Origin of the sequence: Serratia sp. AXJ-M, assembly GCF_046531865.1 — a bacterium.
Lineage (GTDB): Bacteria > Pseudomonadota > Gammaproteobacteria > Enterobacterales > Enterobacteriaceae > Serratia > Serratia liquefaciens.
In genome coordinates, this window is sequence record NZ_CP059394.1 from 5,084,656 (window position 1) to 5,110,769 (window position 26,114).

Genomic DNA, 26,114 nt, shown 5'->3' on the forward strand with positions numbered 1-26,114 from the left:
TGACAACACTTTTTTTGCGTTATTATTCGGCGCAATCTGGTCATACCTCGCGCAAAATGTCCGGTATTCAAACGTTAGCCTGCACGCCTGAGGACTTCACGGCACCCGAGATCGCTTTACCGCGCGTGTCCTTGCCGAAGAACACCAACAACGCAATCACGATCGCCACCGTACCGGCAATAATCGCCATTGCCAGCCCATAATTATGGCCATGATGCTCGGCTATCGTCGCTTGCAGCGTGGCGTTGACCGAAGCAATCAGATTACCCAATTGATAAACAAACCCCGGCAGTACCGCGCGGGTATTGGCCGGCACCAATTCGGTAAGGTAAGTCGGCACCACGCCCCAGGCCCCCTGCACCATGAACTGCATCAGGAATGCGCCAATCCCCAGCATCAGCGAACCGCTGGAAAACGCCCACAGCGGGATCACCGGCAACGCCAGCAAGGCGGCAATGATGATCGCCTTCTTACGGCCGATTTTTTCCGACAGTGCCCCAAAGAAAACGCCACCAATGATTGACGCAATATTGTAGCTAATGGCAATGATACTGACGGTTTTAGGGTCGAAACCGTGCTGAACTTTCAAAAACACCGGATACATATCCTGAGTGCCGTGCGAGAAGAAATTGAACGCCGCCATCAGCAGCACCAGGTAGCCGCACAGCTTCCAATGGCTCTTCAGCACTGGCAGCAATGCGCTGCTTTCCTTGCGTTCTCGGGCCGCCAGCCACACCGGCGATTCCTGCACGCAGTAGTAAATAAACGGCAGCAATAAAATGGGTGCCGCGCCGATCACGAACATGCCGCGCCAGCCGATAATTTCAAACAGCAGGCCATACACTACCGCCGCCAACAGATAACCAAAGGGGTAGCCGGCCTGGAAAATCCCCGACATCAGGCCACGCGAACGATCGGGAATGGTTTCCATCGCCAGCGATGAGGCCACACCCCAGATCCCGCCCATCGCCACGCCGTACAGTACCCGCAGCAGCAGGAATATCGTCAACGAGGGTGCCGCCGCGGACAGCAGTTCAAACACCGAGAAGAACACGATATTCAGCATCAAAATCGGTTTGCGGCCATATTTTTCCGCCGCACGGCCAAAGATCAGCGCACCAATCGGGCGTACCGCCAGCGTCAGCAGGATCGCCAGCGTGACCTCTTCCATACCGACATGGAAAGATTGCGCGATATCGCTGAGCAGAAAGACCAGCACGAAGAAATCGAAAGCATCAAGCGTCCAGCTTGAAAAGCTGGCGATAGCTGCATTGCGTTGCAGCGGTGTCCAACCAAACATAATGTTATCCCTACCGTAGAGTACGAAGTCATGAGGTTTAGCGGCTGCCGCAGCAGAATGCAGCGGCGGTCGGATTGTGTTAACTAGGTGATTTTTATTTTAATCAATTGTTAAATACACCCATTTCCCCTCCGGTCGCAACATGGTTAGCCTGCTAATGTGTTGCAGCGTTCGCGTAATTGTTAAGGGGTATTGCCGCCCTTTGCGAAGCCCTGCACAAAAAACGGCTATCTATCTGAAACCAATAATTTTAATTACGGCTTATCGCGCAAATATTCCAAGGGTAAAGCGCGACGTCGCAACACATCCCGCATCATGTTGCCTTCAGCAAGGAGAGCAATATGTCACTGGCAGTGATCTATACCCGGGCCACACTGGGTGTTCAGGCCCCTTCGGTTACGGTGGAAGTGCATATCAGCAATGGGCTGCCCGGCCTGACGATGGTCGGCCTGCCGGAAACTACGGTTAAAGAGGCGCGTGATCGAGTGCGCAGCGCCTTGATCAATAACGGTTTCACCTTTCCCGCACGGCGTATTACCGTCAATCTGGCACCGGCCGATCTGCCCAAGGAAGGCGGTCGCTATGATCTACCGATTGCGCTGGCTATCCTGGCGGCTTCCGAACAGCTGCCAGCCGATAAGCTGGCTCACTATGAATTCCTTGGCGAACTGGCATTATCTGGCGCTCTACGGGGCGTCAGCGGAGCCATCCCCGCCGCGCTGGCCGCCATGGAGTCAGGACGGCAATTGGTTTTGGCGGCCGCCAATGGGCCGGAGGTGGGGCTAATTACGCAGAGCAAAACCCTGGTGGCGGACCACCTGTTGGAGGTGTGCGCCTTTGTGTTGGGTAAAGAGGATTTACCGGTAGCCCATGCGCCGCCGGCAATGAACAACGCGCCCGAACCGGCCGATCTGCAGGATATTCTGGGTCAGGAACAGGCAAAGCGCGCGCTGGAAATCGCCGCGGCCGGTGGCCACAACCTGCTGCTGGTTGGCCCGCCAGGGACCGGGAAAACCATGTTGGCCAGCCGCCTGAATGGCCTTCTCCCGCCGCTGACCGATCAGGAAGCACTGGAAAGCATCGCGGTGGCCAGCCTGCTGCATCATGCTGCGCAAGCGCTGCCGTGGCGACAGCGGCCGTTTCGCGCACCGCACCATAGCGCCTCGATGGCCGCTCTGGTCGGCGGGGGTTCGCTGCCGAGGCCGGGTGAAATTTCCATGGCGCACAATGGTGTCCTGTTTCTGGATGAACTGCCCGAATTCGAAAGGCGGGTACTGGATGCGCTGCGCGAACCGCTGGAGTCCGGCGAGATCGTGGTTTCACGCGCCAGCGCCAAAGTCTGCTTCCCGGCACGGGTACAGCTGATCGCCGCCATGAACCCCAGCCCTACCGGGCATTACCAGGGCATGCATAACCGCGTATCGCCACAGCAGGTCCTGCGCTATCTGGGGCGGCTTTCAGGGCCCTTTCTCGATCGTTTCGATCTCTCGATTGAGGTGCCATTGTTGCCACCAGGCTTGCTTAGCAAAAAGCGCATTGCCGGTGAAAACAGCGCTCAGGTACGGGAACGAGTGCTGTTGGCGCGTGAAAGGCAGCTCAGTCGAGCGGGGAAGATTAATGCCCTGCTGAACAATCATGAGGTCGAACGGGATTGTCGACTTAACGACGCGGACGCGGATTTTCTTGAAGCGACGTTAAACAGGTTGGGATTATCGGTTCGCGCCTGGCAGCGGATCCTGAAAGTGGCTCGCACGCTGGCGGATTTGGCAGGAGATCGGACTATTGATAAGCGACACTTGAGTGAAGCGCTTGGCTACCGCAGTATGGATCGCCTGCTACTGCAGCTGCACCGCAGCCTTGAATAATAATGGGGCCCAAAGGCCCCATTAAAATCAATCCTCGCTGTCGGTGTAATCTTCCACCGCATCAGCCTGCGGCTTACCGCCGGACAGAGTATGGAATTTTTTCGGGCGACGTGTGCGCGCCAGATATTTAGCCCATACTTTTTCCTGCTCGGTAACCGGCTCGCGCTCACCGTGGCACACTGCGACGAACAACTGTTCTTCTTCAGTGGCCGGCTGGCGTTTACCCGTATCCAGCTCGTTGAACGCATACCCGAAACGCTCTAGCAATTGCGCTTCTTTAATGGTGAAATCGCCGTGACGGGAGAACCCGCGAGGGTAATGTTTATTATCAAAAAATCGACTGGTCGTGGTGAAGCTATCCGCCATCTGACACGCTCCTAATTCTCTCATGGCCGTGCTGTTTATGGCGCGGAGTATTAGATAGGCTTGACATTGTGTAAAACAAAACATTTAAATCTTAACGATAAAAATTACTGGAGATGGGTGTGGATACCGAATTACTGAAAACCTTTTTGGAGGTCAGTAGAACGCGTCACTTTGGCCGAGCCGCAGAATCCTTGTACTTAACGCAGTCCGCCGTCAGTTTCCGCATCCGCCAGTTAGAAAACCAATTAGGCGCGAATCTGTTCACCCGTCACCGCAACAATATCCGCCTGACGCCTGCTGGAGAGCGGCTTTTGCCCTATGCAGAGAGCCTGATGATGACCTGGCAACTGGCGAAAAAAGAGGTGGTGCGTTCACTGCAACATACCGAGTTATCCATCGGTGCCACGGCGTCATTGTGGGAGGCTTATTTGACCCCCTGGCTGCAGTCGCTCTATCAGCAGCGTGAGGCGTTGCAGCTGGAGGCCAGGGTGGCGCTACGGCACTCTTTGGTAAAACAGCTGCATGAAAGACAGCTCGATTTGCTCATCACCACCGAGCCGCCAAAGATGGATGAACTGGCCAGCCAGCTGTTGGGGAATTTCTCGTTGCGGCTGTTCTCTTCCACCCTGCGCGATCAACATGCGCCGATGCCCTATATCAAGCTGGAATGGGGGGCTGATTTCCATCAGCAGGAAAGCCGCATGCTGGAGAGCGACACTCTTCCGGTGCTCACCACTACCTCTGCGCATCTGACCCGGCAACTGCTGGAAACCACCGGTGGCTGCGCCTTCCTGCCCAGTCAGTGGGAGAATGATTACCCGCAGTTAACCGCCATCGCCGAGATCCCGGCCATTATCCGCCCGCTGTACGCCGTCTGGCTGCAAAATAGCGACCAGCAGCCGCTGATCCGGCAACTGCTGAAAATACCTTTGAAAACCTCAGCATGAGGCGCTATAACGGCTTCAAACGAGGATGCCGGGGTTGGGTTCGCCTGCTGAGCCAAAACGCGCTTATCGCCTTCTGAAGGCCGATAAAGCAGAACAGCAGAATACCGATAACGATTTTGGTCCACCACGAACTGAGCGTGCCGTCGAAGGTAATGTAGCTCTGAATCAATCCCTGGATCAGCACGCCAAACAGCGTGCCCAAAACGGTGCCCACGCCACCGGTCAACAAGGTACCGCCAATCACGACGGCAGCAATGGCATCCAACTCCACGCCGCTGGCCGCCAAGGCATAACCTGCCGAGGTATACAGCGAGAAAATGATCCCGGACAGTGCCGCCAGCGTGCTTGAGAGCATATAAATCAGCACGGTGGTACGCTGTACCGGTACGCCCATCAGCGCGGCAGAGACCCGATTACCGCCGATGGCGTAGACGTTATGCCCAAAGCGCGTACGGTGCGCCAGCACCATGCCGACCGCCACAACCAATAGCATCACCAGCGCCAACAATGTAAAGCGCCCACCGCCCGGCATTTTCCAGGCATAGTTCGCCAGCGTCACATACAGCGGATGATCGATGGGAATCGACTCCTCTGAAACAATAAAACTCATGCCCCGTACGAAGAACATTCCGGCCAGCGTAATAATAAACGCCGGTAGCTTCAGCACATCAATGATCCAACCCATCAGCGCGCCGAACGACGCCCCCATCAACAGCGCGATGATGAACGCATAACCCGGTGCAATACCGTAAGTTCCGATCAACTTGGCCAGCAGCACCCCGGTGAAGGCGATCACCGAGCCGACTGACAGATCGATACCGCCGGAAAGGATCACAAACGTCATGCCGACCGCGACGATGCCCAGAAAGGCGTTGTCGGTCAGCAAATCGCACCACACCCGCGTTGAGGCAAAGCCGGGAAACTGCGTAAGACAAAAAGTGTAGCCCAGAAGGAACACCAGGACGGTAATCAGCAGCGGAAGATTACGTTTGATCATGGTTTTCTTCTCCCAAGCAGGTGGCGCAGCGTGAAGCTGGGCGATTGCACCATCAACACCGCCAACACTACAATCGCCTTCAACACCAGATTAAACTCAGGCCGATAGCCGGACAGCAGAATGCCGGTATTCATCCCCTGAATAATTAATGCCCCCACTACCGACAGCAACAGGTTAAAACGACCGCCCAACAGTGAACCGCCGCCAATCACAACCGCCAGGATCGCATCCAGCTCCAACCACAACCCGGCATTGTTGGCATCAGCGCCACGGATGTCCGCCGTGACGATAACGCCGGCAACGGCGGCGCACAGCCCGCAGATCACATACACCGCCATCACCACCCAGCCGGTGCTGACACCTGCATTACGCGCGGAACGCAGATTGATGCCTACGGCTTCGATAAACAGTCCCAACGCCGTTTTACGCGTTAACAGCCAGATCAACAGCAGCATGACCGCAGCAATGATCGCCGGCATCGGCAAATACATCAGCGTACCGCTGCCGAGCCACGCCAACCCCTCTCGCTCAAAGGTGACGATTTGCCCTTCGGTAATCAGTTGGGCAATGCCGCGCCCAGCCACCATCAGCATCAGCGTGGCAACAATCGGCTGTATCTGCAGCACCGCCACCAAAAAACCGTTCCACAGGCCACACAGTGCGCCAACCGCCAGGGCGGCTGCCAGTACATAGCTCAGCGGATAACCGGCACTGGTCAGCGTTGCCGCCGTGGCACCGGCTATCGCCATCACCGCTCCCACCGAAAGGTCGATACCACCGGTGGCGATTACCAACGTCATGCCCAATGCCAATAACGCGACCGGTGCGCCGCGATTAACAATGTCGATTACGCTGCCAAACAGTCGACCGTCTTGAATATGCAGGGAAAAGAAATTCGGGGCGACCAGACTGTCGATAAGCAAAATCACCGCCAGCGCCCCCAGTTGCGTTGCTCCGGCAGGGATGACCCACCTGACTTTACGCGGCCCACTGGTCATGGAGAAACTCCTGAGGTTCATCCTGCCCCCTGTTGTGCGGCTATTACCTGCATGATTGCAGGCACCGTAATGGCGTTATGTTCAAGCTGCGCTACGTGTTTCCGGTCTCGAAGCACAACGATGCGATCGGCATAACCCACCAGTTCTTCCAGTTCGGAGGAGATCACCAACAATGCCAGACCTTCGTCACAGAGCTTTTCGATCAAGCGAATGATTTCGGCATGCGCACCAACGTCAATGCCGCGCGTCGGTTCATCCAGGATCAGAAAACGGGGTTTCGTCGCCAGCCAACGTGACAACAGCACCTTCTGCTGATTACCGCCGGACAGATACTGGATTTGCTGTTCTGGCCCAGGAGTACGAATGCCCAACAGTTGGATATAGCTTTCAGTAATGCGGGTTTGCTCTTTCAGCGAGAGCGGCCTTAGCCAGCCGCGTTGAGCCTGCAGGGCCAAAATGATATTTTCCCGCACGGTCGCAGCGCCGATGATTCCATCGGTCTTACGATCTTCGGGGCAATACCCGAAGCCGAGGCTGGCAGCGTTACGTGGCGTTCGGATGTTCACCGCACGCCCTTCGACTTTTACACTGCCGTTGTCGCGCGGTTTGATACCGAATATGAGCTGGGCCGTTTCGGTACGCCCCGATCCCAGCAGCCCGGCCAGCCCTACAATCTCACCCGGGCGAATCTGCAGATCAAAGGGCTCAACCATCCCGCGCCGCCCATAACCGCTGAATTCAACCAACGATGGCGCCTTTGAGGGCGTATGCTCGCTGCGTTTCAGTAATGACTCATCAAACGCGTGGCCGAGCATCATCTGTACCAGTTCCATACGCGGTAAGTCGCCGGTGGCTTTCGTTCCCACTAACTTGCCGTTGCGCAGTACGGTGATGCGATCGCTGATGCGGTAAACCTGATCGAGAAAATGGGTAACAAAGATCATTCCCATTCCCTGACTACGGAGCTGGCTGAGAATGTCCAGCAGCATGCTGACCTCTTTGGCATCCAGGCTGGCGGTTGGCTCATCAAGAATCAAGACTTTGGCGGACAGATCGACGGCCCGCGCGATAGCGATAATCTGCTGGATGGCAATGGAGTAATTACCCAGCGGCTGGCTGACGTCCAACTGCAGCCCATACCCCAGTAAAAGCTGCTGAGCCTGACGCAGCAGTTTTTTTTGATCGATCAGGCCGAAGCGCGTAGGCTCTCGCCCGATGAACAGGTTGGCGGCCACCGAGATGTTCGCCAGCAGGTTAACTTCCTGATAAACCGTACCAATGCCCAGTGTCTGCGCCTGCGCGGTGCTCTGCGGGGCAATGGCGATGCCTTCCAGTAATACCTCGCCGGCGGAACGCTGATAAACCCCGGTCAACGCTTTGATCAGCGTGGATTTCCCCGCGCCATTTTCGCCCAGCAGCGCCATGATCTCTCCGCGCTGCAACGTGACATCAACCTGCTCCAGCGCTTTTACGCCAGGAAATTCAACGGATAATCCCTTAATCGTCAATAATGTCGTCTGAGAGTTAGCCATCTGCTGCTCCGCCGGTGAGTAGATTAATAGCCCATGCTTTTCTTCAGCTCGAACTCCTGTTTAGCCGTATCCGGTTGCAGCAGCTTGGACTCGGTCTGGATAAACTTCGGCGGCGGGGTACCGTCTTTCTTCATCGCCAGCAGCGCATCAAACGCCGGCCCGGCCATATTCGGGGTTAGCTCGACCGTGGCATTGGCTTCACCGTTCATCATTGCCTTAAATATGTCAGGCACACCGTCGATAGAAACGATTTTGATCTGTGAGCCCGGCTTTAAACCCGCCTCTTTGATCGCCTGGATGGCGCCGATTGCCATGTCGTCGTTATGTGCATAAACGGCGCAAATATTTTTGCCGTTTTGCTCAGCCTTGATGAAGCTTTCCATCACTTCTTTACCTTTGCTGCGCGTAAAATCACCAGATTGCGAGCGGATGATCTTAACGTTGGCGGCGGAGGCTATGCCGTCAGCAAAACCTTTCTTACGGTTGAGGGCAACGCTGGCGCCCACGGTGCCCTGTAGCTCGACTACGTTGCAAGGCTTGCCGGCGACCTCTTTCACCAACCATTCTCCTGCGACTTTACCTTCGTGCACGCTGTCAGAAGCCACCGCCGCGGTATACAGCGAAGGGTCGTTTACCTCAATCATTCGGTCGAGCAGGAATACCGGGATCTTGGCTTCTTTGGCTTCCTGCAGCACAGGCGTCCAGCCGGTGGCGACAACCGGTGCAATGAAAATGGCGTCAACACCCTGAGCAAGGAAAGATCTGACCGCTTTGATTTGGTTTTCCTGTTTTTGCTGCGCATCGGCGATTTTCAGCGTGATACCCCGCTTTTCCGCTTCCTGTTTCGAAACCTTGGTTTCCGCCGAACGCCAACCCGATTCGGAACCAATCTGTGAAAAGCCGACGACCAGCGGTGCCGCCTGTCCCGTACCTACCAAAGCGCCAGTAATGGCGGCCGCTAACAGCAGACGTCTAACCATGTTGTTCTCCTCGCGTTGCCTTGGCATGGAACCACGCCGGGCAGGGATTATCGTTGTTGTGTATGCTGCATTTTTTTCTGGTGAAGTGGGTGTCCTTAGGGTTGGACACACATTAGGTGTAGTCGAAAATCGGGCAGGAATAATGCGCGGCATCACATCACGGCAGAACAACCATTTTGTACATGGATCCAGCTAAAAATGTCTAAATTGGGAACGATTTCGGTGGGAGTTTTAAGCGATCTTTCAGGGGAATTAGGGGAGATGGGGAAATTTCACGCAAAAAAAAACCCTTCGCTTTCGCAAAGGGTTTCTAATATGGCAGGGGCGGAGAGACTCGAACTCGCGACACCCGGTTTTGGAGACCGGTGCTCTACCAACTGAGCTACGCCCCTAAATCTCGCTTAACATTATGCCCGCTAAGATAGCAGGCATAATTTAAATAAGTGGCGGAACGGACGGGGCTCGAACCCGCGACCCCCTGCGTGACAGGCAGGTATTCTAACCAACTGAACTACCGCTCCACCGATTCTTTTACGTCACATCTTTCGATGTGGGCAAAACCGCGCTTGGCGATCCTGCTCATTACCAGTTGTCAGGCTGATAACGTTTATTTGATGCCTGGCAGTGTCCTACTCTCGCATGGGGAGACCCCACACTACCATCGGCGCTACGGCGTTTCACTTCTGAGTTCGGCATGGGGTCAGGTGGGACCACCGCGCTATTGCCGCCAGGCAAATTCTGTTTCATTCCAACCGCCACTCCCGTAGCCATTGAAACCAATCTCGGAACTCGCTGAAAATCTCTACAATCTCTCTAAAAACACCTTTGGTGTTGTAAGGTTAAGCCTCACGGATCATTAGTACTGGTTAGCTCAATGCATCGCTGCACTTACACACCCAGCCTATCAACGTCTTAGTCTTAAACGTTCCTTCAGGGACCTTAAAGGCCCAGGGAAGACTCATCTCGAGGCAAGTTTCGCGCTTAGATGCTTTCAGCGCTTATCTTTTCCGCACTTAGCTACCGGGCAGTGCCATTGGCATGACAACCCGAACACCAGTGGTGCGTTCACTCCGGTCCTCTCGTACTAGGAGCAACCCCTCTCAATCTTCCAACGCCCACGGCAGATAGGGACCGAACTGTCTCACGACGTTCTAAACCCAGCTCGCGTACCACTTTAAATGGCGAACAGCCATACCCTTGGGACCTACTTCAGCCCCAGGATGTGATGAGCCGACATCGAGGTGCCAAACACCGCCGTCGATATGAACTCTTGGGCGGTATCAGCCTGTTATCCCCGGAGTACCTTTTATCCGTTGAGCGATGGCCCTTCCATTCAGAACCACCGGATCACTAAGACCTACTTTCGTACCTGCTCGAGCCGTCACTCTCGCAGTCAAGCTAGCTTATGCCTTTGCACTAACCTCACGATGTCCGACCGTGATTAGCTAACCTTCGTGCTCCTCCGTTACTCTTTGGGAGGAGACCGCCCCAGTCAAACTACCCACCAGACACTGTCCTCACCCCAGATTACGGGGCCGAGTTAGAACATCAAACATTAAAGGGTGGTATTTCAAGGTTGGCTCCACGCAGACTGGCGTCCACGCTTCAAAGCCTCCCACCTATCCTACACATCAAGGCTCAATGTTCAGTGTCAAGCTATAGTAAAGGTTCACGGGGTCTTTCCGTCTTGCCGCGGGTACACTGCATCTTCACAGCGAGTTCAATTTCACTGAGTCTCGGGTGGAGACAGCCTGGCCATCATTACGCCATTCGTGCAGGTCGGAACTTACCCGACAAGGAATTTCGCTACCTTAGGACCGTTATAGTTACGGCCGCCGTTTACTGGGGCTTCGATCAAGAGCTTCGCCTTGCGGCTGACCCCATCAATTAACCTTCCAGCACCGGGCAGGCGTCACACCGTATACGTCCACTTTCGTGTTTGCACAGTGCTGTGTTTTTATTAAACAGTTGCAGCCAGCTGGTATCTGCGACTGGCTTCAGCTCCGAGAGCAAGTCTCTTCACCTACGCGCCAGCGTGCCTTCTCCCGAAGTTACGGCACCATTTTGCCTAGTTCCTTCACCCGAGTTCTCTCAAGCGCCTTGGTATTCTCTACCTGACCACCTGTGTCGGTTTGGGGTACGATTCTGTGTTACCTGATGCTTAGAGGCTTTTCCTGGAAGCTTGGCATCAACTACTTCTGCACCGTAGTGCATCGTCATCACGCCTCAGGGTTGATAAGTAACCGGATTTACCAGGTCACTCCCCCTACACGCTTAAACCGGGACAACCGTCGCCCGGCTAGCCTAGCCTTCTCCGTCCCCCCTTCGCAGTAACACCGAGTACAGGAATATTAACCTGTTTCCCATCGACTACGCCTTTCGGCCTCGCCTTAGGGGTCGACTCACCCTGCCCCGATTAACGTTGGACAGGAACCCTTGGTCTTCCGGCGAGCGGGTTTTTCACCCGCTTTATCGTTACTTATGTCAGCATTCGCACTTCTGATACCTCCAGCAACCCTCACAGGCCACCTTCAACGGCTTACAGAACGCTCCCCTACCCAACAACGCCTAAGCGTCGCTGCCGCAGCTTCGGTGCATGGTTTAGCCCCGTTACATCTTCCGCGCAGGCCGACTCGACCAGTGAGCTATTACGCTTTCTTTAAATGATGGCTGCTTCTAAGCCAACATCCTGGCTGTCTATGCCTTCCCACATCGTTTCCCACTTAACCATGACTTTGGGACCTTAGCTGGCGGTCTGGGTTGTTTCCCTCTTCACGACGGACGTTAGCACCCGCCGTGTGTCTCCCGTGATAACATTCTTCGGTATTCGGAGTTTGCATCGGTTTGGTAAGCCGGGATGGCCCCCTAGCCGAAACAGTGCTCTACCCCCGAAGATGAGTTCACGAGGCGCTACCTAAATAGCTTTCGGGGAGAACCAGCTATCTCCCGGTTTGATTGGCCTTTCACCCCCAGCCACAAGTCATCCGCTAATTTTTCAACATTAGTCGGTTCGGTCCTCCAGTTAGTGTTACCCAACCTTCAACCTGCCCATGGCTAGATCACCGGGTTTCGGGTCTATACCTTGCAACTATTCGCCCAGTTAAGACTCGGTTTCCCTACGGCTCCCCTATACGGTTAACCTTGCTACAAAATATAAGTCGCTGACCCATTATACAAAAGGTACGCAGTCACACCACGAAGGTGCTCCCACTGCTTGTACGTACACGGTTTCAGGTTCTATTTCACTCCCCTCGCCGGGGTTCTTTTCGCCTTTCCCTCACGGTACTGGTTCACTATCGGTCAGTCAGGAGTATTTAGCCTTGGAGGATGGTCCCCCCATATTCAGACAGGATGTCACGTGTCCCGCCCTACTCATCGAACTCACAATTAATGTATTTTAGTGTACGGGACTATCACCCTTTACTGTGCGACTTTCCAGACGCTTCCACTAACACAAGAACTGATTCAGGTTCTGGGCTCCTCCCCGTTCGCTCGCCGCTACTGGGGGAATCTCGGTTGATTTCTTTTCCTCGGGGTACTTAGATGTTTCAGTTCCCCCGGTTCGCCTCATACGACTATGTATTCATCGTATGATAGTGCAACGAATTGCACTGGGTTTCCCCATTCGGGTATCGCCGGTTATTACGGTTCATATCACCTTACCGACGCTTATCGCAGATTAGCACGCCCTTCATCGCCTCTGACTGCCTAGGCATCCACCGTGTACGCTTAGTCACTTAACCTCACAACCCGAAGGTGTTTCCACTTTCGTGCTGCTACATTTGAGAGACTCTATGACAGGTTAATCCTTACCCCAATACATCTACGGAGGGATAAGTTTCAGCTGTCATGTTTCAATTTTCAGCTTGTTCCAGATTGTTAAAGAGCAAAATACTTCGCAGCATACTGTTGCCAGTACACTCTGAAGTATTGAAATACAGGACTATATGGTGGAGCTAAGCGGGATCGAACCGCTGACCTCCTGCGTGCAAGGCAGGCGCTCTCCCAGCTGAGCTATAGCCCCATACAGTCACGTGCAGTACCTTTTCCACTTCAAGAAGTGGTAGGCCTGAGTGGACTTGAACCACCGACCTCACCCTTATCAGGGGTGCGCTCTAACCACCTGAGCTACAAGCCTATAAAGGTATTTCTGCTCGTTACTTTTTCATCAGACAATCTGTGTGAGCACTTCACGCGAATCAATATCATTAGGTAAGGAGGTGATCCAACCGCAGGTTCCCCTACGGTTACCTTGTTACGACTTCACCCCAGTCATGAATCACAAAGTGGTAAGCGCCCTCCCGAAGGTTAAGCTACCTACTTCTTTTGCAACCCACTCCCATGGTGTGACGGGCGGTGTGTACAAGGCCCGGGAACGTATTCACCGTAGCATTCTGATCTACGATTACTAGCGATTCCGACTTCACGGAGTCGAGTTGCAGACTCCGATCCGGACTACGACGTACTTTATGAGGTCCGCTTGCTCTCGCGAGTTCGCTTCTCTTTGTATACGCCATTGTAGCACGTGTGTAGCCCTACTCGTAAGGGCCATGATGACTTGACGTCATCCCCACCTTCCTCCGGTTTATCACCGGCAGTCTCCTTTGAGTTCCCGCCATTACGCGCTGGCAACAAAGGATAAGGGTTGCGCTCGTTGCGGGACTTAACCCAACATTTCACAACACGAGCTGACGACAGCCATGCAGCACCTGTCTCAGAGTTCCCGAAGGCACTAAGCTATCTCTAGCGAATTCTCTGGATGTCAAGAGTAGGTAAGGTTCTTCGCGTTGCATCGAATTAAACCACATGCTCCACCGCTTGTGCGGGCCCCCGTCAATTCATTTGAGTTTTAACCTTGCGGCCGTACTCCCCAGGCGGTCGACTTAACGCGTTAGCTCCGGAAGCCACGCCTCAAGGGCACAACCTCCAAGTCGACATCGTTTACAGCGTGGACTACCAGGGTATCTAATCCTGTTTGCTCCCCACGCTTTCGCACCTGAGCGTCAGTCTTTGTCCAGGGGGCCGCCTTCGCCACCGGTATTCCTCCAGATCTCTACGCATTTCACCGCTACACCTGGAATTCTACCCCCCTCTACAAGACTCTAGCTTGCCAGTTTCAAATGCAGTTCCCACGTTAAGCGCGGGGATTTCACATCTGACTTAACAAACCGCCTGCGTGCGCTTTACGCCCAGTAATTCCGATTAACGCTTGCACCCTCCGTATTACCGCGGCTGCTGGCACGGAGTTAGCCGGTGCTTCTTCTGCGAGTAACGTCAATGCACAGTGCTATTAACACTGAACCCTTCCTCCTCGCTGAAAGTGCTTTACAACCCGAAGGCCTTCTTCACACACGCGGCATGGCTGCATCAGGCTTGCGCCCATTGTGCAATATTCCCCACTGCTGCCTCCCGTAGGAGTCTGGACCGTGTCTCAGTTCCAGTGTGGCTGGTCATCCTCTCAGACCAGCTAGGGATCGTCGCCTAGGTGAGCCATTACCCCACCTACTAGCTAATCCCATCTGGGCACATCTGATGGCATGAGGCCCGAAGGTCCCCCACTTTGGTCCGTAGACGTTATGCGGTATTAGCTACCGTTTCCAGTAGTTATCCCCCTCCATCAGGCAGTTTCCCAGACATTACTCACCCGTCCGCCGCTCGTCACCCAGAGAGCAAGCTCTCCTGTGCTACCGCTCGACTTGCATGTGTTAGGCCTGCCGCCAGCGTTCAATCTGAGCCATGATCAAACTCTTCAATTAAAAGCTTGATTTGCTTCAACTCGTGAAGCGATGCTCGAAAATTAACTTTCGTAATATTCATCAGTTAAACACGTCAACTAAATGAATTATTGCTTGGTCACTCTTCAAGACTTGATATTTTTTTGAACCCGAAGGTTCTGGATATCGTCTTGTGGAGTGCCCACACAGATTGTCTGATAAATTGTTAAAGAGCGTTCGTTACTAAGATGTTTCTCGGTAACGCGGGAGGTGCATATTACGCTTTCCCGCTGAAGAGTCAAGCTTTTTTCTTATTAAGAAACGGTGTTTTCACCGACTTGCTTCTTCCTGGCTGGGCGACTGGTTCTCGTTAGAGGAGTCGTTGTTCCCGGTCAGTGGAGGCGCATTATAGGGAGTTCTCAGAAGGCCGCAACCCCTAATTTCAATATTTTTTCCGACCGTTGAACATTTAACCAAAACAGCCTTAAAGAGGCAGTTTTTTCAACGATTTAAAGCCATATCCCTGTAGGACGGGCAATAAAGCGTCAGTATCTTCATTTAACGCCATGCAATACGCCAGATTCTCTTCCTGCGTCGACACCAGATTTTCCTGCGTCGAAATCAGCCATGCGGTACGACGGGCAATCGCCGCGCCGGAATCGATCAGTCGGGTTCCCTCAGGCAACACCTGCATTAGCTCTTCTGCTAATAAAGGGAAATGGGTGCAACCGAGTACCACGGTATCCGGTGGCTCGCGCATGCTCAGCCATGGATGGAGAATTTTCTTCAGCGCCGGCAGCGGTACGGCTTCACCATGCAGCTTGGCTTCTGCCAGTTCCACCAGCTCAGAGGAGCCAAGCAGCTCGATCTTGCAATCGGTAGCGAAACGGGCGATCAGCTCATGGGTATAAGTACGCTGTACGGTACCGCGGGTAGCCAGCAGGCCCACCACACCATTGGCGGTCAGGCGGGCAGCAGGCTTGATGGCAGGCACCACGCCGACAACCGGGAAGGTAAAGCGTTCGCGCAGGGCCGGCAGGGAGACCGTACTGGCCGTGTTACAAGCGATGATGACTATCGCCAGAGGATGCCGTTGCTGCACCGCGCTGACAATCTCCAGCACGCGCTCAACAATAAACTCTTCGGATTTCTCGCCGTAGGGAAACGCCACATTATCGAAGGCGTATATATAGTGGAGGTCCGGCAGCAGTTGCCGAACCTCTTGATACACCGATAACCCGCCGACGCCGGAATCAAATACCAGCACCGTCGGACGGGCCGTAGCAGGGGTGTTAGAAGGTATAGCTTCCAGTGAGGTAGTATTCTCTTCCTGGAGTAGCGTAGCCATAAGCCGTCTCATAATCTTTATCAAACAGGTTGGCGATTCTACCACGAACTGTCAGATGAGATGTGACCGGATACGAAACTGCGAGATCCCACAGGCTGACACCGCCAAGTTTGACGCTTTGCTCTGGATAGGTGCTGTAGTCTTTATCATAACGCTCACCCAGGTATTGATAGGTCACTGCCCAGTCAAAATCATAGACCTGCCAATCCAGCTCATACTTTACCTGCTGTTTGGCACGGCGCAGCAGCACTTCATTGGTTTTGGCATTACGCGGATCGACATAGTCGTAACCAATGTGATGGGTTAACGGACCCGTGTCGAATGAAGCTGTAGCTTCAATACCTTTAATTGTGGCCTTGCCAACATTGTAATAGACGTAGTTGGTCTCGCCGGTGGAATCAATCAGGTTATCAATATCGTTGCGGTAGCCGGACACGCGCCAGGTTACCGGCCCGGTCAAACCTTCAAAGCCCCCTTCCCACTGTTTGCTTTCTTCCGGTTTTAGATCGGTATTATTGCCGAAGTTGCCATACAGCTGACCCATATTAGGGGCTTTGAATGCCGTGCCGTAGGAAGCGATGAAACGGTACCCTTCAATAAACTCCCAGCCCGCACTGGTTTGCCAAGTGCCATGCCAGCCAAATTCGGAATGATCGTCGCCGCGAACCGCCCCTTCCAGAGTGACCGGCCCGACCAACTGCTGCGCAGTCAGATAAACACCGGCGTTGCGTTGGGTTTTTTCACCGTTAACCGTGGTGGAGTCTGGCTTGATTTGCTGATGCTGCCAGTCAATCCCCGAACTGACCGTACCCTGACCTACCTGAAGAGTATTTCCCCATTGCAGGTTGTACTGCTCGGAGTCCACCAGGCTGGCTGAGCTGTCATACATGCCGCGACGAGGATCGTAATCATAATCCTTGCTGTGGCTGTAGCTGCCAATCAACTGCGTCGCGTAGATGCCTTCCTTATAACGCAGGCCGGTATCCCAGGTTTGACTATAGAGTTTGCGGGTATCAACCAGCGCGCTGGTAGGCGAAGAGTAATACGCGTCGTAAGCCGTGCGGTTATCGTAACCGTAACCACGAACAAAACCGCTGATAGCCTCGTTGAACTGATGATCAACAGCGCCGTACAACGACTTGCTCATAAAGCCGTCGCGATCCTGCTGGCTTTGCATGCCGGTGCTGCCGTAGGCCACCACATCATAACCTTTGGTATAGGTGTAGTTACCGGCGACCGTGGCAACCGTGCTGTCGCCCAGCTGTTGTTGAGTAGACGCGTCATAGGCCTGGTAGCCGTTAGACCCCACACCGGCGGAAAGCGTAGTGCCGTTCTTTTCGCGGGTGGTAATAATGTTAACCACGCCGCCGATGGCATCGGAGCCATAAACCGCCGAACGTGGGCCACGAATATATTCAACTTTCTGCACCAGCGAAATCGGGATCTGGCTGAGATCGGAAGAGCCGCTGATACCGGCCTGATTAAGACGGATACCGTCGATCAGCACCAGCACATGACTGGAATTGGTGCCGCGAATGAACAGCGAGCTTTTTTGCCCCAGGCCACCGTTCTGCCCAACGTCTACACCCGGCAGGCGGCGCATCACATCGGTCAGGCTTTTTGCCTGCCAGCGGTCGATTTCATCACGGGTGACGACGGAAGTGGGTGCCAGCACGGAAGAAACCGGCTGCGGGAAGCGGTTGGCGGAAACCACCAGATTTTCGCTGTTATTCGCTGTGGTGTTGTCTTGCGCCCAGCCAGAAAAAGCCGTGACGGAAGAAACCACCGCCAGCAGCGTATTTTTTGTAATTGTCATGAAAAAGCATCCAAACTTAATTGGCGGATGCCGCAGGATCATGGCCGGTATTTCGCGACGGCCACGGACATTGCGACGTAACACCGGCAGGTCTTCGGGCTTGGGAGTTGCGGGCGGCCTCTTAGCTACCAGCACCGGGCGATGACTTCCCGTCCTGCAATGGACAGTGTCTGCGTAAAACGCTATCGCCGTGACTTCCCCTTACCGCTGCGCGTCAGCTCCGGATTCACACCGGATTCCCTTTTCACTCACTGCTTGAGGCCGGACGACAATGCTACGATCAATGTAAATAGATGTCTAGACTGCTATCAATGTTACAAATAATAAACACGACAAAACTGGACTTCACGGACTGATTCCCTACAATCCCCGCTGATCAAATTTGCCTGACGAGAAGAAACATGACGCCCGAGAATTTGCCTATTGAACGTTACGATGACCAACTGGCGGAAAAAACTGCCCGGCTGAAGACGCTGATGTCACCGTTCACGGCACCCGAGCCGGAAGTGTTCCGCTCGCAAGTCGAACACTACCGCATGCGCGCAGAATTCCGCATCTGGCATGATGAGGACGAGATGTACCACATCATGTTTGACCAGCAGACCAAGCAACGCATCCGCGTCGAGCAGTTTCCTGCCGCCAGCGAATTGATTAACCGCCTGATGAGCGCACTGATCGCCGCCATCAAGCCGGATCCTATTTTGCGCCGCAAGCTGTTCCAGATTGATTACCTGTCGACCCGCAGCGGCAAAATCATCGCCTCGCTGCTGTATCACCGTAAGCTGGACGACGCCTGGCAGCAGCAGGCAGAAAAGCTGCGGGATGATCTCCGCGCCCAGGGCTTTGACCTGCAGTTGATTGGTCGTGCGTCGAAGATGAAAATCATGCTGGATCAGGATTACGTCGATGAAGTCCTGCCGGTCGCCGGCCGCGACATGATTTACCGTCAGGTGGAAAACAGCTTCACCCAGCCGAATGCGGCGATGAACATACAGATGCTGGAATGGGCGCTGGACGTGACCGCCGGCTCTAAAGGCGATCTGCTGGAGCTGTATTGCGGCAACGGCAACTTCTCCCTGGCGCTGGCGCGTAACTTCGAGCGGGTGCTGGCCACTGAAATCGCCAAGCCTTCCGTTGCCGCGGCGCAGTACAACATTGCCGCCAATCATATCGACAACGTACAGATTATCCGTATGGCGGCGGAAGACTTTACCCAGGCGATGAACGGAGTACGCGAGTTTAATCGTTTGAAGGGTATCGATCTGAGCAGCTATAACTGCGAAACCATTTTTGTCGATCCGCCGCGCAGCGGACTGGATGATGAAACGGTAAAAATGGTGCAGGCTTATCCGCGAATTTTGTATATCTCATGCAACCCGGAAACGCTGTGCGCCAATCTGGAGACGTTGCAGGAAACTCATCAAATCAGCCGTCTGGCATTGTTCGATCAGTTCCCGTATACCCATCACATGGAATGCGGCGTACTGTTGGAAAAACGCGTTTAATCTCACAGGGGCGCCGCGCTTGCTGCGCCCCTGGTTTTCCCCTTACGCCGGGGTATTCTCATCCAGCGCCTTGCGCGCCTTCAGCTTCATGCCAATCCAGAACACCAGCGCCACGGAAATAATCGCCGGCAGGAAGTTAGAGCCGATCTGCGGGTATTCGGCACGCACTATCGCACTGTACAGCAGCACCCCCAGCAGGAAGGTCGCCGCCGCCAGCTTAGGTATGCCATCCGGCATCGCGCGGTGCAGATACCGTTGATGCAGGCAATACACCGCCAACACCAAAGCAATAATCGGGAAAATCGAAAACGGCACCACCGAGCTGAACAGCGCGGCGAACGAACCGTTGATTGAAAGGCCGGCAATCAACGCCAGCAGTAAGGTGCCATTCTCACGGCCTGGTTTTTCCATCGCTTTCTACCTTTTTATACGTGGGATACAGAAGTTTTTTCTTGTTCGCGGCGATACCAATAATAAGCGCCTTTGGAAATCATCCGCAGTTGCAACACTAAGCGCTCCTCAAGCCGACGCCGTTGATCGATGTCGATATCCAGCGCTTCAGCACCGGCGCTGAAAACGATGGTGACCATAGCTTCCGCCTGCGCTTCGGTGAAACTGCGCGGCATATGGTTTTCCAGCTCGAGGTAATCCGCCAGTTCGGCGATAAAATGTTGGATCTCACGCGCCACCGCCGCACGAAAGGCCGCCGAGGTCCCGGAACGTTCACGCAACAGCAGGCGGAAGGCGTTGGGATTATTGCCGATAAACTCCATAAAGGTGGAGACCGAGGTGCGGATCACGCTGCCCCCCTTGGCGATACGCTGCCGCGCCTGCCGCATCAGTTGACGCAGCATCAGGCCGCTCTCATCCACCATGGTTAACCCCAGCTCGTCCACATCACGGAAGTGGCGATAAAATGACGTCGGCGCGATGCCCGCTTCACGCGAGACCTCGCGCAGGCTCAGACTGGCAAAGCTGCGTTCAGCGCTCAGTTGGCTGAAGGCCGCTTCGATGAGGGAACGACGAGTCCGTTCTTTTTGTTGTGCTCTGACGCCCATATGCATATCCAGATAAGATCCATTTTCTCAGTCTAACGCCGTAGACCCGGCAATATAGCAAATTTTATTGCAACAGCATTTATACAAACGCGCCCTGTCACAGTTTCAGCCTGCACCATTTGTGCTTTGCCTCAAAAAGCCTAATGGTGATTGGGCACTCAGCGCTATGATGTTAAGATACCGTTGTAATTTTGTATAAGACAGGTCTCTCCCCTATGCAACAGCACTATCAATTTGATGCCATAGTCATTGGCTCGGGCCCAGGTGGTGAAGGTGCCGCTATGGGGTTGGTGAAGCAGGGCGCCCGCGTGGCCGTGATAGAACGGTACAATAACGTAGGCGGTGGATGTACCCATTGGGGCACCATCCCATCCAAAGCCCTCCGCCACGCCGTTAGCCGCATTATCGAATTCAACCAGAACCCGCTTTATAACAATTCACGCACGCTCAGCGCGACATTCCCTGACATTTTACGCCACGCCGATAACGTCATAAATCAGCAAACCCGGATGCGTCAGGGATTCTATGAGCGCAACCAGTGCAAGCTGTTTGCCGGCGATGCGCGCTTTATCGACGCCAACACCGTTAGCGTCAGCTATATGGACGGCACCCAGGACACCATCCGCGCCGATCACATCGTTATTGCCTGCGGCTCACGCCCGTACAACCCGTCGAGCGTCGATTTTAACCATCCGCGTATTTATAACAGTGATTCCATTCTCGAACTGAACCACGAACCGCGTCACGTCATCATCTATGGCGCCGGGGTGATCGGCTGTGAATATGCATCTATCTTCCGCGGTTTGAACGTGAAGGTGGATCTGATCAACACCCGCGATCGTCTGCTGGCGTTCCTCGATCAGGAAATGTCGGACTCGCTGTCATATCACTTCTGGAACAACGGCGTGGTGATCCGCCACAACGAAGAGTTCGAGAAGATAGAAGGCACCGAAGACGGCGTGATTGTTCACCTGAAATCCGGCAAGAAAGTGAAGGCAGATTGCCTGCTGTACGCCAACGGCCGCACCGGTAATACCGACTCGCTGGGGCTGGAGAACGTCGGTCTGGAGTCAGACAGCCGTGGCCTGCTGAAAGTGAACAGCATGTACCAGACCGCGCTGCCGCACATTTATGCCGTGGGTGACGTGATTGGCTACCCGAGTCTGGCATCTGCCGCCTACGATCAGGGCCGCATTGCCGCACAGGCGATTTCCTCCGGCGAAGCCAGCGGACATTTGATTGAAGATATCCCGACCGGTATCTACACCATTCCGGAAATCAGCTCCGTCGGTAAAACCGAGCAGGAATTGACGGCGATGAAAGTGCCGTATGAAGTGGGTCGTGCACAGTTCAAGCATCTGGCCCGCGCGCAGATTGCCGGCATGAACGTCGGCAGCCTGAAGATCCTGTTCCATCGCGACACCCTGCAGATCCTTGGGATCCACTGCTTCGGCGAGCGTGCGGCAGAGATCATCCACATCGGCCAGGCGATCATGGAACAGAAAGGTGAAGGCAATACTATCGAATACTTCGTTAATACGACCTTCAACTATCCGACCATGGCCGAAGCCTACCGGGTGGCAGCGCTGAACGGCTTAAACCGCCTGTTTTAACGTGGTGCCCATGTAGCTTTGCATGTGCTCGCGGATCGCCTCGGCCAATTGCTCATAACGACTGCGCAATGGGGAGCCGGGGCGGTACACCAGCGCAATGGTGCGCTTGGGTTCAGGTTTGAAACAGTCCAGGTAACACACGCCGTCGCGCTCACGCTGCGGCGGTACCGCCAGTGAAGGCAACAAAGTGATCCCACTGCCGGCTGCAACCATATTACGCAGCGTTTCCAGGCTGGTCGCCCGGAAATGAGTATCTTCGTCGGCCCCGGCCTGGAAACAAAAGCCCATCGCCTGATCGCGCAGACAGTGGCCATCTTCCAGCATCAACAACTTTTCACCGGCCAGATCCGGCATCGCCACGCGGTCACGCTGCGACCATGGATGATCGGAATACACCGCCAGCTTCATCGGTTCGTCAAACAGCGGCACTTCAATAAAGGCTTCGGTTTCTTTCACCAGCGCCAGAATGGCGCAGTCAAGTTTACCGCTGTCGAGCTGCGCCAGCAGCTGTTGGGTTTGCGCTTCATGCAGGTACATTTCCAGCTTGGGAAAGGTTTTGTGCAGCGTAGGAATGATCTGCGGCAGCAGATAAGGCCCGACGGTGGGGATCAGGCCGATATGCAGCGGCCCCGACATGGCTTCACCTTGCTGGCTGGCCATCTCTTTCAGAACTTTGACTTCGCGCAGCACGGTACGCGCCTGTTCCACCAGCAACAGGCCCGCCTGGGTGAATAACACCTTGCGACTGGTACGTTCGAGCAGCATCACACCCAGTTCGTCTTCCAGCTTACGGATCTGCCCACTCAGCGTGGGTTGGCTAACATGGCAAGAATCGGCGGCACGGCGGAAATGCCGGTGCTCGGCCAAAGCGACCAGGTACTCTAAATCACGAATATTCATTGTTTCCCTCCAGACCACGATAGCTCATGGCGATAGATAAGATAGCAATGAGCGATTAGATCTATCAAGCCCCGACGTCAATAATGTCACCCAACGAAGCGATACCGCGCTAACAGCTAAAAATTATTTTTCCTAATTAAGGGGTTAATTCATGTTTACCAGTCAAGAAGGCAAAAAAGTCCCTCAGGTTACCTTCCACACCCGTCAGGGCGACCAATGGATTGACGTCACCACCGACGACCTGTTCAAAGACAAAACCGTCATCGTGTTTTCACTGCCGGGCGCGTTTACCCCAACCTGTTCTTCCAGCCATCTGCCGCGCTACAACGAACTGTCCAGCGTATTCAAACAGCACGGCGTTGACAGCATTCTGTGCGTTTCAGTGAACGACACCTTCGTAATGAACGCCTGGAAGGCCGATCAGCACGCAGAGAACATCACCTTCATTCCAGACGGCAACGGCGAGTTCACCAAAGGCATGGACATGCTGGTCGAGAAAGCGGATCTGGGTTTTGGCCCGCGCTCATGGCGTTATTCCATGCTGGTGCGCAACGGCGTGGTGGAAAAAATGTTCGTCGAACCTAACAAGCCGGGCGACCCGTTTGAAGTGTCTGACGCCGACACCATGCTGAAATACCTGGCGCCGGAATTCAAAGTACAGGAGTCGGTTTCCCTGTTCACCAAACCGGGCTGCCCATTCTGCGCCAAAGCCAAACAAATGCTGCAGGAACGTGGCATCCAGTATGAAGAGATCGTACTGGGTCAGGACGCCACCACCGTCAGCCTGCGCGCCGTCACCGGCCGCGCAACCGTACCTCAGGTCTTCATCGGCGGCCGTCATATCGGCGGCAGCGATGACCTGGAAAACTTCCTGTCAGCCTGATTTATAAGTAATAACAAAGCCAACGTGAACTTTTGGCGGGCTTCGGCCCGCCCTTTTTTTAGCTTTCAGGAGCGGATATGAAACAGTTGAATGTTGACGTCGCGGTCATCGGCGGCGGCACCGCCGGTCTGGGCGCCTATCGCGCCGCCAAGCTTGCCACCCCAAGCGTGGTGATGATCGAAGGCGGAGCTTATGGCACCACCTGTGCCCGCGTTGGCTGCATGCCATCAAAATTGCTGATTGCCGCCGCCGAGGCGGTGCATCAAATCGAGCGGGCACCGGGTTTTGGCGTGTATCCCGCCGGAAAAACTACCATTAACGGCCGTGAAGTCATGGACCGTGTTAAACGCGAGCGCGACCGTTTCGTCGGCTTCGTGCTGGAAGGTGTCGACGAAATCCCGGCCACCGACAAAATTCAGGGTTACGCCCGTTTCATCGACGACAATACTTTGCAGGTGGACGATCACACCCGCATTGTGGCGCAACGCATCGTTATCGCCACCGGGTCCCGCCCAAGCTGGCCGGCAGCATGGAATGCGCTGGGCGACCGCTTGATCGTCAATGATGACGTGTTCAACTGGACTGATTTGCCAGACTCGGTGGCCGTGTTCGGGCCCGGCGTAATTGGCCTGGAGTTGGGTCAGGCGCTGCATCGCCTCGGCGTCGAAACCAAAGTATTTGGCGTTGGTGGTGCCGTCGGGCCGCTAACCGACAGTACGGTACGCAACTATGCCGCCAAAGCGTTGGGCGAAGAGTTCTATCTTGATGCCGATGTGAAAGTGGACATGATGCAGCGCGAAGGCGACAAGGTCTTTATCCGCTATCAGGGTCTGAACGGCTTACTGCAGGAGATCATGGTGGATTACGTCCTGGCTGCCACCGGTCGTCGACCGAACGTCGATAATCTGGGTCTTGAGAACACCCGTCTGGTGCTCGATGCCAGGGGCGTGCCTCAGGCCGATCGCCTGACGATGCAAACCAACGTGCCGCATATCTTTATCGCCGGTGACGCCAGCAACCAGCTGCCGTTATTGCACGAAGCCAGCGATCAGGCGCGCATTGCCGGAACCAACGCCGGGAGCTTCCCGGAAGTGACCCCGGGCCTGCGCCGCAGTGCGATCTCGGTGGTATTTTCCGACCCGCAGATTGCCATGGTCGGTTCCACCTTCCGCGAGCTGAATGAAAAATTCAGCGCCTGCGGCTGTTTCGAAATCGGTGAAGTGTCATTCGAAAATCAGGGCCGTTCACGGGTGATGCTGCGTAATAAAGGCATCCTGCACGTCTACGGCGAACAAGGTACCGGGCGTTTCCTCGGCGCAGAAATGATGGGGCCGGACGTCGAGCACATTGCTCACCTGTTAGCCTGGGCACATCAGCAGAAAATGACCATCAACCAGATGCTGGACATGCCGTTCTATCACCCGGTGATCGAAGAAGGCCTGCGTACCGCACTGCGTGACTTGCAGTCAAAACTGAAACTGGGCGAAGCCGAGGCGGAACGCTGCCAACGCTGTCCGGGCGAGTAGTTCTTCCCCCTGCTATCTATCCCCACCGGGCCTTCGTGCCCGGTTTTTTTTGCGCTTCGAATTCCACTCTTGTCGCTTGCTGCTTGCCGCTCAGCGCATGTCAGGTCATTTTTATGTCGCCACATTGAAATGATATCAATAATGATACTAAAATAAGATGCATGCATGAAAGGAATCAGGAGTGCCATTGAAGATCTGCAACAACGGCAGAACAGCATCAGATTCACTGAGTTGGTAACAATTTGTACGCGCTGGTTCGGCCCACCGCGTTTGAACGGCGGCAGTCATCACGTTTACCGCATGCCCTGGCAAGGCGATCCCCGGATTAATATACAACGCGGAAATGGAGGCACGGCAAAGGTATATCAGGTTAAACAGGTCATTGCCGCATTGGTCAAAATGGAGGATGAACATGGAAAAGCATGAGCATTACACTTATCGCATCACCTGGTCGGAAGAGGACAACGAATATGTCGGCCTCTGCACAGAATTTCCTTCCCTGTCGTGGCTGGCCGCAACGCGTAGCGCAGCGCTTGAAGGTATTGAAAAACTGGTTAGTGAGATGATCAATGACCTGTTGGCACAGGGTGAAACACCGCCACAGGCGCTGGCCGAGAGAGTTTTCAGCGGCAAACTGGTATTGCGTATGACACCGGAACAACATCGACGTCTGGCGATCAACGCTATAGAGGAAGGTGTCAGCCTGAACCGCTATCTTTGCGCACGGCTGGCGGGATAATCGATAAAGGGCAGCACCGGGCTGCCC

19 protein-coding genes, 4 tRNA genes, 3 rRNA genes and 1 riboswitch are annotated in these 26,114 nt (G+C 54.6%); of the genes, 8 read left to right on the forward strand and 18 right to left on the reverse strand.

All coding sequences use genetic code 11. The annotated features are described in order from the left end of the window. Positions 1 to 67 precede the first annotated feature (67 nt). A complete protein-coding gene (locus H0S68_RS23670; RefSeq protein ID WP_020837491.1) occupies positions 68 to 1,300 on the reverse strand; it encodes an MFS transporter in 1,233 nt (410 codons plus the stop codon). A 341-nt stretch (positions 1,301 to 1,641) separates the two neighbouring features. Between H0S68_RS23670 and H0S68_RS23675 the strand changes: the two genes are divergently transcribed. Further along, positions 1,642 to 3,165, forward strand: a complete 1,524-nt coding sequence (locus H0S68_RS23675) for a YifB family Mg chelatase-like AAA ATPase (protein ID WP_410529052.1) — start codon at positions 1,642 to 1,644, stop codon at positions 3,163 to 3,165. A 27-nt stretch (positions 3,166 to 3,192) separates the two neighbouring features. Here H0S68_RS23675 and H0S68_RS23680 read toward each other — a convergent pair whose 3' ends face one another. Then, positions 3,193 to 3,531, reverse strand: a complete 339-nt coding sequence (locus H0S68_RS23680; protein WP_020837497.1) for a DUF413 domain-containing protein — start codon at positions 3,529 to 3,531, stop codon at positions 3,193 to 3,195. A gap of 119 nt (positions 3,532 to 3,650) precedes the next feature. Here H0S68_RS23680 and hdfR point away from each other — a divergent pair, with 119 nt between their 5' ends. After that, positions 3,651 to 4,478: an HTH-type transcriptional regulator HdfR gene (hdfR, locus tag H0S68_RS23685; RefSeq protein WP_041415741.1), complete on the forward strand. Its 828-nt coding sequence runs from the start codon at positions 3,651 to 3,653 to the stop codon at positions 4,476 to 4,478. A gap of 4 nt (positions 4,479 to 4,482) precedes the next feature. Here hdfR and yjfF read toward each other — a convergent pair whose 3' ends face one another. The 13 genes from yjfF to btuB form a co-directional block, all read right to left on the reverse strand. Beyond that, positions 4,483 to 5,475, reverse strand: a complete 993-nt coding sequence (gene yjfF, locus H0S68_RS23690) for a galactofuranose ABC transporter, permease protein YjfF (RefSeq protein ID WP_410529053.1) — start codon at positions 5,473 to 5,475, stop codon at positions 4,483 to 4,485. After that, entirely contained in the window at positions 5,472 to 6,473 is a 1,002-nt protein-coding gene (gene ytfT, locus H0S68_RS23695) for a galactofuranose ABC transporter, ATP-binding protein YtfT (RefSeq protein ID WP_020837503.1), read from the reverse strand. Before ytfT ends, yjfF begins: the two co-directional genes overlap by 4 nt. A gap of 17 nt (positions 6,474 to 6,490) precedes the next feature. After that, complete coding sequence (ytfR, locus tag H0S68_RS23700) at positions 6,491 to 8,005, reverse strand: galactofuranose ABC transporter, ATP-binding protein YtfR (protein ID WP_410529054.1); 1,515 nt, start codon at positions 8,003 to 8,005, stop codon at positions 6,491 to 6,493. Between the two features lie 23 nt (positions 8,006 to 8,028). After that, complete coding sequence (gene ytfQ / locus H0S68_RS23705; RefSeq protein WP_410529055.1) at positions 8,029 to 8,985, reverse strand: galactofuranose ABC transporter, galactofuranose-binding protein YtfQ; 957 nt, start codon at positions 8,983 to 8,985, stop codon at positions 8,029 to 8,031. 316 nt (positions 8,986 to 9,301) lie between these two features. Beyond that, positions 9,302 to 9,377, reverse strand: a tRNA-Trp gene (locus H0S68_RS23710). 52 nt (positions 9,378 to 9,429) lie between these two features. Then, positions 9,430 to 9,506 (reverse strand) — tRNA-Asp (locus H0S68_RS23715). 95 nt (positions 9,507 to 9,601) lie between these two features. Then, positions 9,602 to 9,717: ribosomal RNA gene (gene rrf, locus H0S68_RS23720) — 5S ribosomal RNA — on the reverse strand. A gap of 103 nt (positions 9,718 to 9,820) precedes the next feature. Next, a 23S ribosomal RNA gene (locus tag H0S68_RS23725) occupies positions 9,821 to 12,728 on the reverse strand. Positions 12,729 to 12,933: 205 nt separating this feature from the next. Further along, positions 12,934 to 13,009: transfer RNA gene (locus tag H0S68_RS23730), tRNA-Ala, on the reverse strand. Positions 13,010 to 13,046: 37 nt separating this feature from the next. Next, positions 13,047 to 13,123 (reverse strand) — tRNA-Ile (locus H0S68_RS23735). 75 nt (positions 13,124 to 13,198) lie between these two features. Then, positions 13,199 to 14,741, reverse strand: a 16S ribosomal RNA gene (locus H0S68_RS23740). The 16S, 23S and 5S rRNA genes sit together here with 4 tRNA genes alongside, the layout of an rRNA operon. A gap of 442 nt (positions 14,742 to 15,183) precedes the next feature. Beyond that, positions 15,184 to 16,047 carry a glutamate racemase gene (gene murI / locus H0S68_RS23745; RefSeq protein WP_044554936.1) on the reverse strand — a complete coding sequence of 288 codons (864 nt, stop codon included), beginning with the start codon at positions 16,045 to 16,047 and terminating at the stop codon, positions 15,184 to 15,186. After that, positions 15,992 to 17,863, reverse strand: coding sequence for a TonB-dependent vitamin B12 receptor BtuB (gene btuB, locus H0S68_RS23750; protein WP_115060808.1), 1,872 nt, complete (start codon positions 17,861 to 17,863; stop codon positions 15,992 to 15,994). Before btuB ends, murI begins: the two co-directional genes overlap by 56 nt. Before the next feature lie 67 nt (positions 17,864 to 17,930). Further along, positions 17,931 to 18,144: riboswitch (cobalamin riboswitch) on the reverse strand. A 120-nt stretch (positions 18,145 to 18,264) separates the two neighbouring features. Here btuB and trmA point away from each other — a divergent pair. Continuing rightward, the gene (gene trmA, locus H0S68_RS23755) at positions 18,265 to 19,368 is read left to right on the forward strand and encodes a tRNA (uridine(54)-C5)-methyltransferase TrmA (protein ID WP_020837512.1); all 1,104 of its coding nucleotides are present in this window, start codon (positions 18,265 to 18,267) and stop codon (positions 19,366 to 19,368) included. A gap of 42 nt (positions 19,369 to 19,410) precedes the next feature. On the opposite strand, the gene H0S68_RS23760 is transcribed toward trmA, so the two are convergent. Further along, positions 19,411 to 19,779: a YijD family membrane protein gene (locus tag H0S68_RS23760; protein ID WP_020837513.1), complete on the reverse strand. Its 369-nt coding sequence runs from the start codon at positions 19,777 to 19,779 to the stop codon at positions 19,411 to 19,413. 14 nt (positions 19,780 to 19,793) lie between these two features. Continuing rightward, complete coding sequence (gene fabR, locus H0S68_RS23765) at positions 19,794 to 20,426, reverse strand: HTH-type transcriptional repressor FabR (protein WP_020837514.1); 633 nt, start codon at positions 20,424 to 20,426, stop codon at positions 19,794 to 19,796. 215 nt (positions 20,427 to 20,641) lie between these two features. Between fabR and sthA the strand changes: the two genes are divergently transcribed. After that, complete coding sequence (gene sthA / locus H0S68_RS23770; RefSeq protein WP_020837515.1) at positions 20,642 to 22,039, forward strand: Si-specific NAD(P)(+) transhydrogenase; 1,398 nt, start codon at positions 20,642 to 20,644, stop codon at positions 22,037 to 22,039. Here the strand turns inward: sthA and oxyR are convergent. Continuing rightward, a complete protein-coding gene (gene oxyR / locus H0S68_RS23775; protein WP_020837516.1) occupies positions 22,022 to 22,939 on the reverse strand; it encodes a DNA-binding transcriptional regulator OxyR in 918 nt (305 codons plus the stop codon). The genes sthA and oxyR overlap by 18 nt on opposite strands. A 151-nt stretch (positions 22,940 to 23,090) precedes the next feature. Here oxyR and H0S68_RS23780 point away from each other — a divergent pair, with 151 nt between their 5' ends. From H0S68_RS23780 to H0S68_RS23795, 4 genes are all read left to right on the forward strand, one after another. After that, a complete protein-coding gene (locus H0S68_RS23780) occupies positions 23,091 to 23,822 on the forward strand; it encodes a glutathione peroxidase (protein WP_048762356.1) in 732 nt (243 codons plus the stop codon). A 77-nt stretch (positions 23,823 to 23,899) separates the two neighbouring features. Further along, positions 23,900 to 25,348, forward strand: coding sequence for a dihydrolipoyl dehydrogenase (locus tag H0S68_RS23785; RefSeq protein WP_410529056.1), 1,449 nt, complete (start codon positions 23,900 to 23,902; stop codon positions 25,346 to 25,348). Between the two features lie 165 nt (positions 25,349 to 25,513). Beyond that, a complete protein-coding gene (locus H0S68_RS23790) occupies positions 25,514 to 25,774 on the forward strand; it encodes a toxin HicA (RefSeq protein WP_122080447.1) in 261 nt (86 codons plus the stop codon). Then, positions 25,761 to 26,087 (forward strand): type II toxin-antitoxin system HicB family antitoxin, encoded by a 327-nt coding sequence (locus H0S68_RS23795; RefSeq protein ID WP_410529057.1) that lies wholly within the window; start codon positions 25,761 to 25,763, stop codon positions 26,085 to 26,087. Before H0S68_RS23790 ends, H0S68_RS23795 begins: the two co-directional genes overlap by 14 nt. The last annotated feature ends 27 nt before the right edge of the window (positions 26,088 to 26,114 follow it).

What these genes read in the sequence shown, in the direction of transcription:
- H0S68_RS23670 (WP_020837491.1), bottom strand. Translation starts at nt 1,300, where the DNA reads ATGTTTGGTTGGACACCGCTGCAACGCAATGCAGCTATCGCCAGCTTT.
- H0S68_RS23675 (WP_410529052.1), top strand. Translation starts at nt 1,642, where the DNA reads ATGTCACTGGCAGTGATCTATACCCGGGCCACACTGGGTGTTCAGGCC.
- H0S68_RS23680 (WP_020837497.1), bottom strand. Translation starts at nt 3,531, where the DNA reads ATGGCGGATAGCTTCACCACGACCAGTCGATTTTTTGATAATAAACAT.
- yjfF (WP_410529053.1), bottom strand. Translation starts at nt 5,475, where the DNA reads ATGATCAAACGTAATCTTCCGCTGCTGATTACCGTCCTGGTGTTCCTT.
- ytfT (WP_020837503.1), bottom strand. Translation starts at nt 6,473, where the DNA reads ATGACCAGTGGGCCGCGTAAAGTCAGGTGGGTCATCCCTGCCGGAGCA.
- ytfR (WP_410529054.1), bottom strand. Translation starts at nt 8,005, where the DNA reads ATGGCTAACTCTCAGACGACATTATTGACGATTAAGGGATTATCCGTT.
- ytfQ (WP_410529055.1), bottom strand. Translation starts at nt 8,985, where the DNA reads ATGGTTAGACGTCTGCTGTTAGCGGCCGCCATTACTGGCGCTTTGGTA.
- murI (WP_044554936.1), bottom strand. Translation starts at nt 16,047, where the DNA reads ATGGCTACGCTACTCCAGGAAGAGAATACTACCTCACTGGAAGCTATA.
- btuB (WP_115060808.1), bottom strand. Translation starts at nt 17,863, where the DNA reads ATGACAATTACAAAAAATACGCTGCTGGCGGTGGTTTCTTCCGTCACG.
- trmA (WP_020837512.1), top strand. Translation starts at nt 18,265, where the DNA reads ATGACGCCCGAGAATTTGCCTATTGAACGTTACGATGACCAACTGGCG.
- H0S68_RS23760 (WP_020837513.1), bottom strand. Translation starts at nt 19,779, where the DNA reads ATGGAAAAACCAGGCCGTGAGAATGGCACCTTACTGCTGGCGTTGATT.
- fabR (WP_020837514.1), bottom strand. Translation starts at nt 20,426, where the DNA reads ATGGGCGTCAGAGCACAACAAAAAGAACGGACTCGTCGTTCCCTCATC.
- sthA (WP_020837515.1), top strand. Translation starts at nt 20,642, where the DNA reads ATGCAACAGCACTATCAATTTGATGCCATAGTCATTGGCTCGGGCCCA.
- oxyR (WP_020837516.1), bottom strand. Translation starts at nt 22,939, where the DNA reads ATGAATATTCGTGATTTAGAGTACCTGGTCGCTTTGGCCGAGCACCGG.
- H0S68_RS23780 (WP_048762356.1), top strand. Translation starts at nt 23,091, where the DNA reads ATGTTTACCAGTCAAGAAGGCAAAAAAGTCCCTCAGGTTACCTTCCAC.
- H0S68_RS23785 (WP_410529056.1), top strand. Translation starts at nt 23,900, where the DNA reads ATGAAACAGTTGAATGTTGACGTCGCGGTCATCGGCGGCGGCACCGCC.
- H0S68_RS23790 (WP_122080447.1), top strand. Translation starts at nt 25,514, where the DNA reads ATGAAAGGAATCAGGAGTGCCATTGAAGATCTGCAACAACGGCAGAAC.
- H0S68_RS23795 (WP_410529057.1), top strand. Translation starts at nt 25,761, where the DNA reads ATGGAAAAGCATGAGCATTACACTTATCGCATCACCTGGTCGGAAGAG.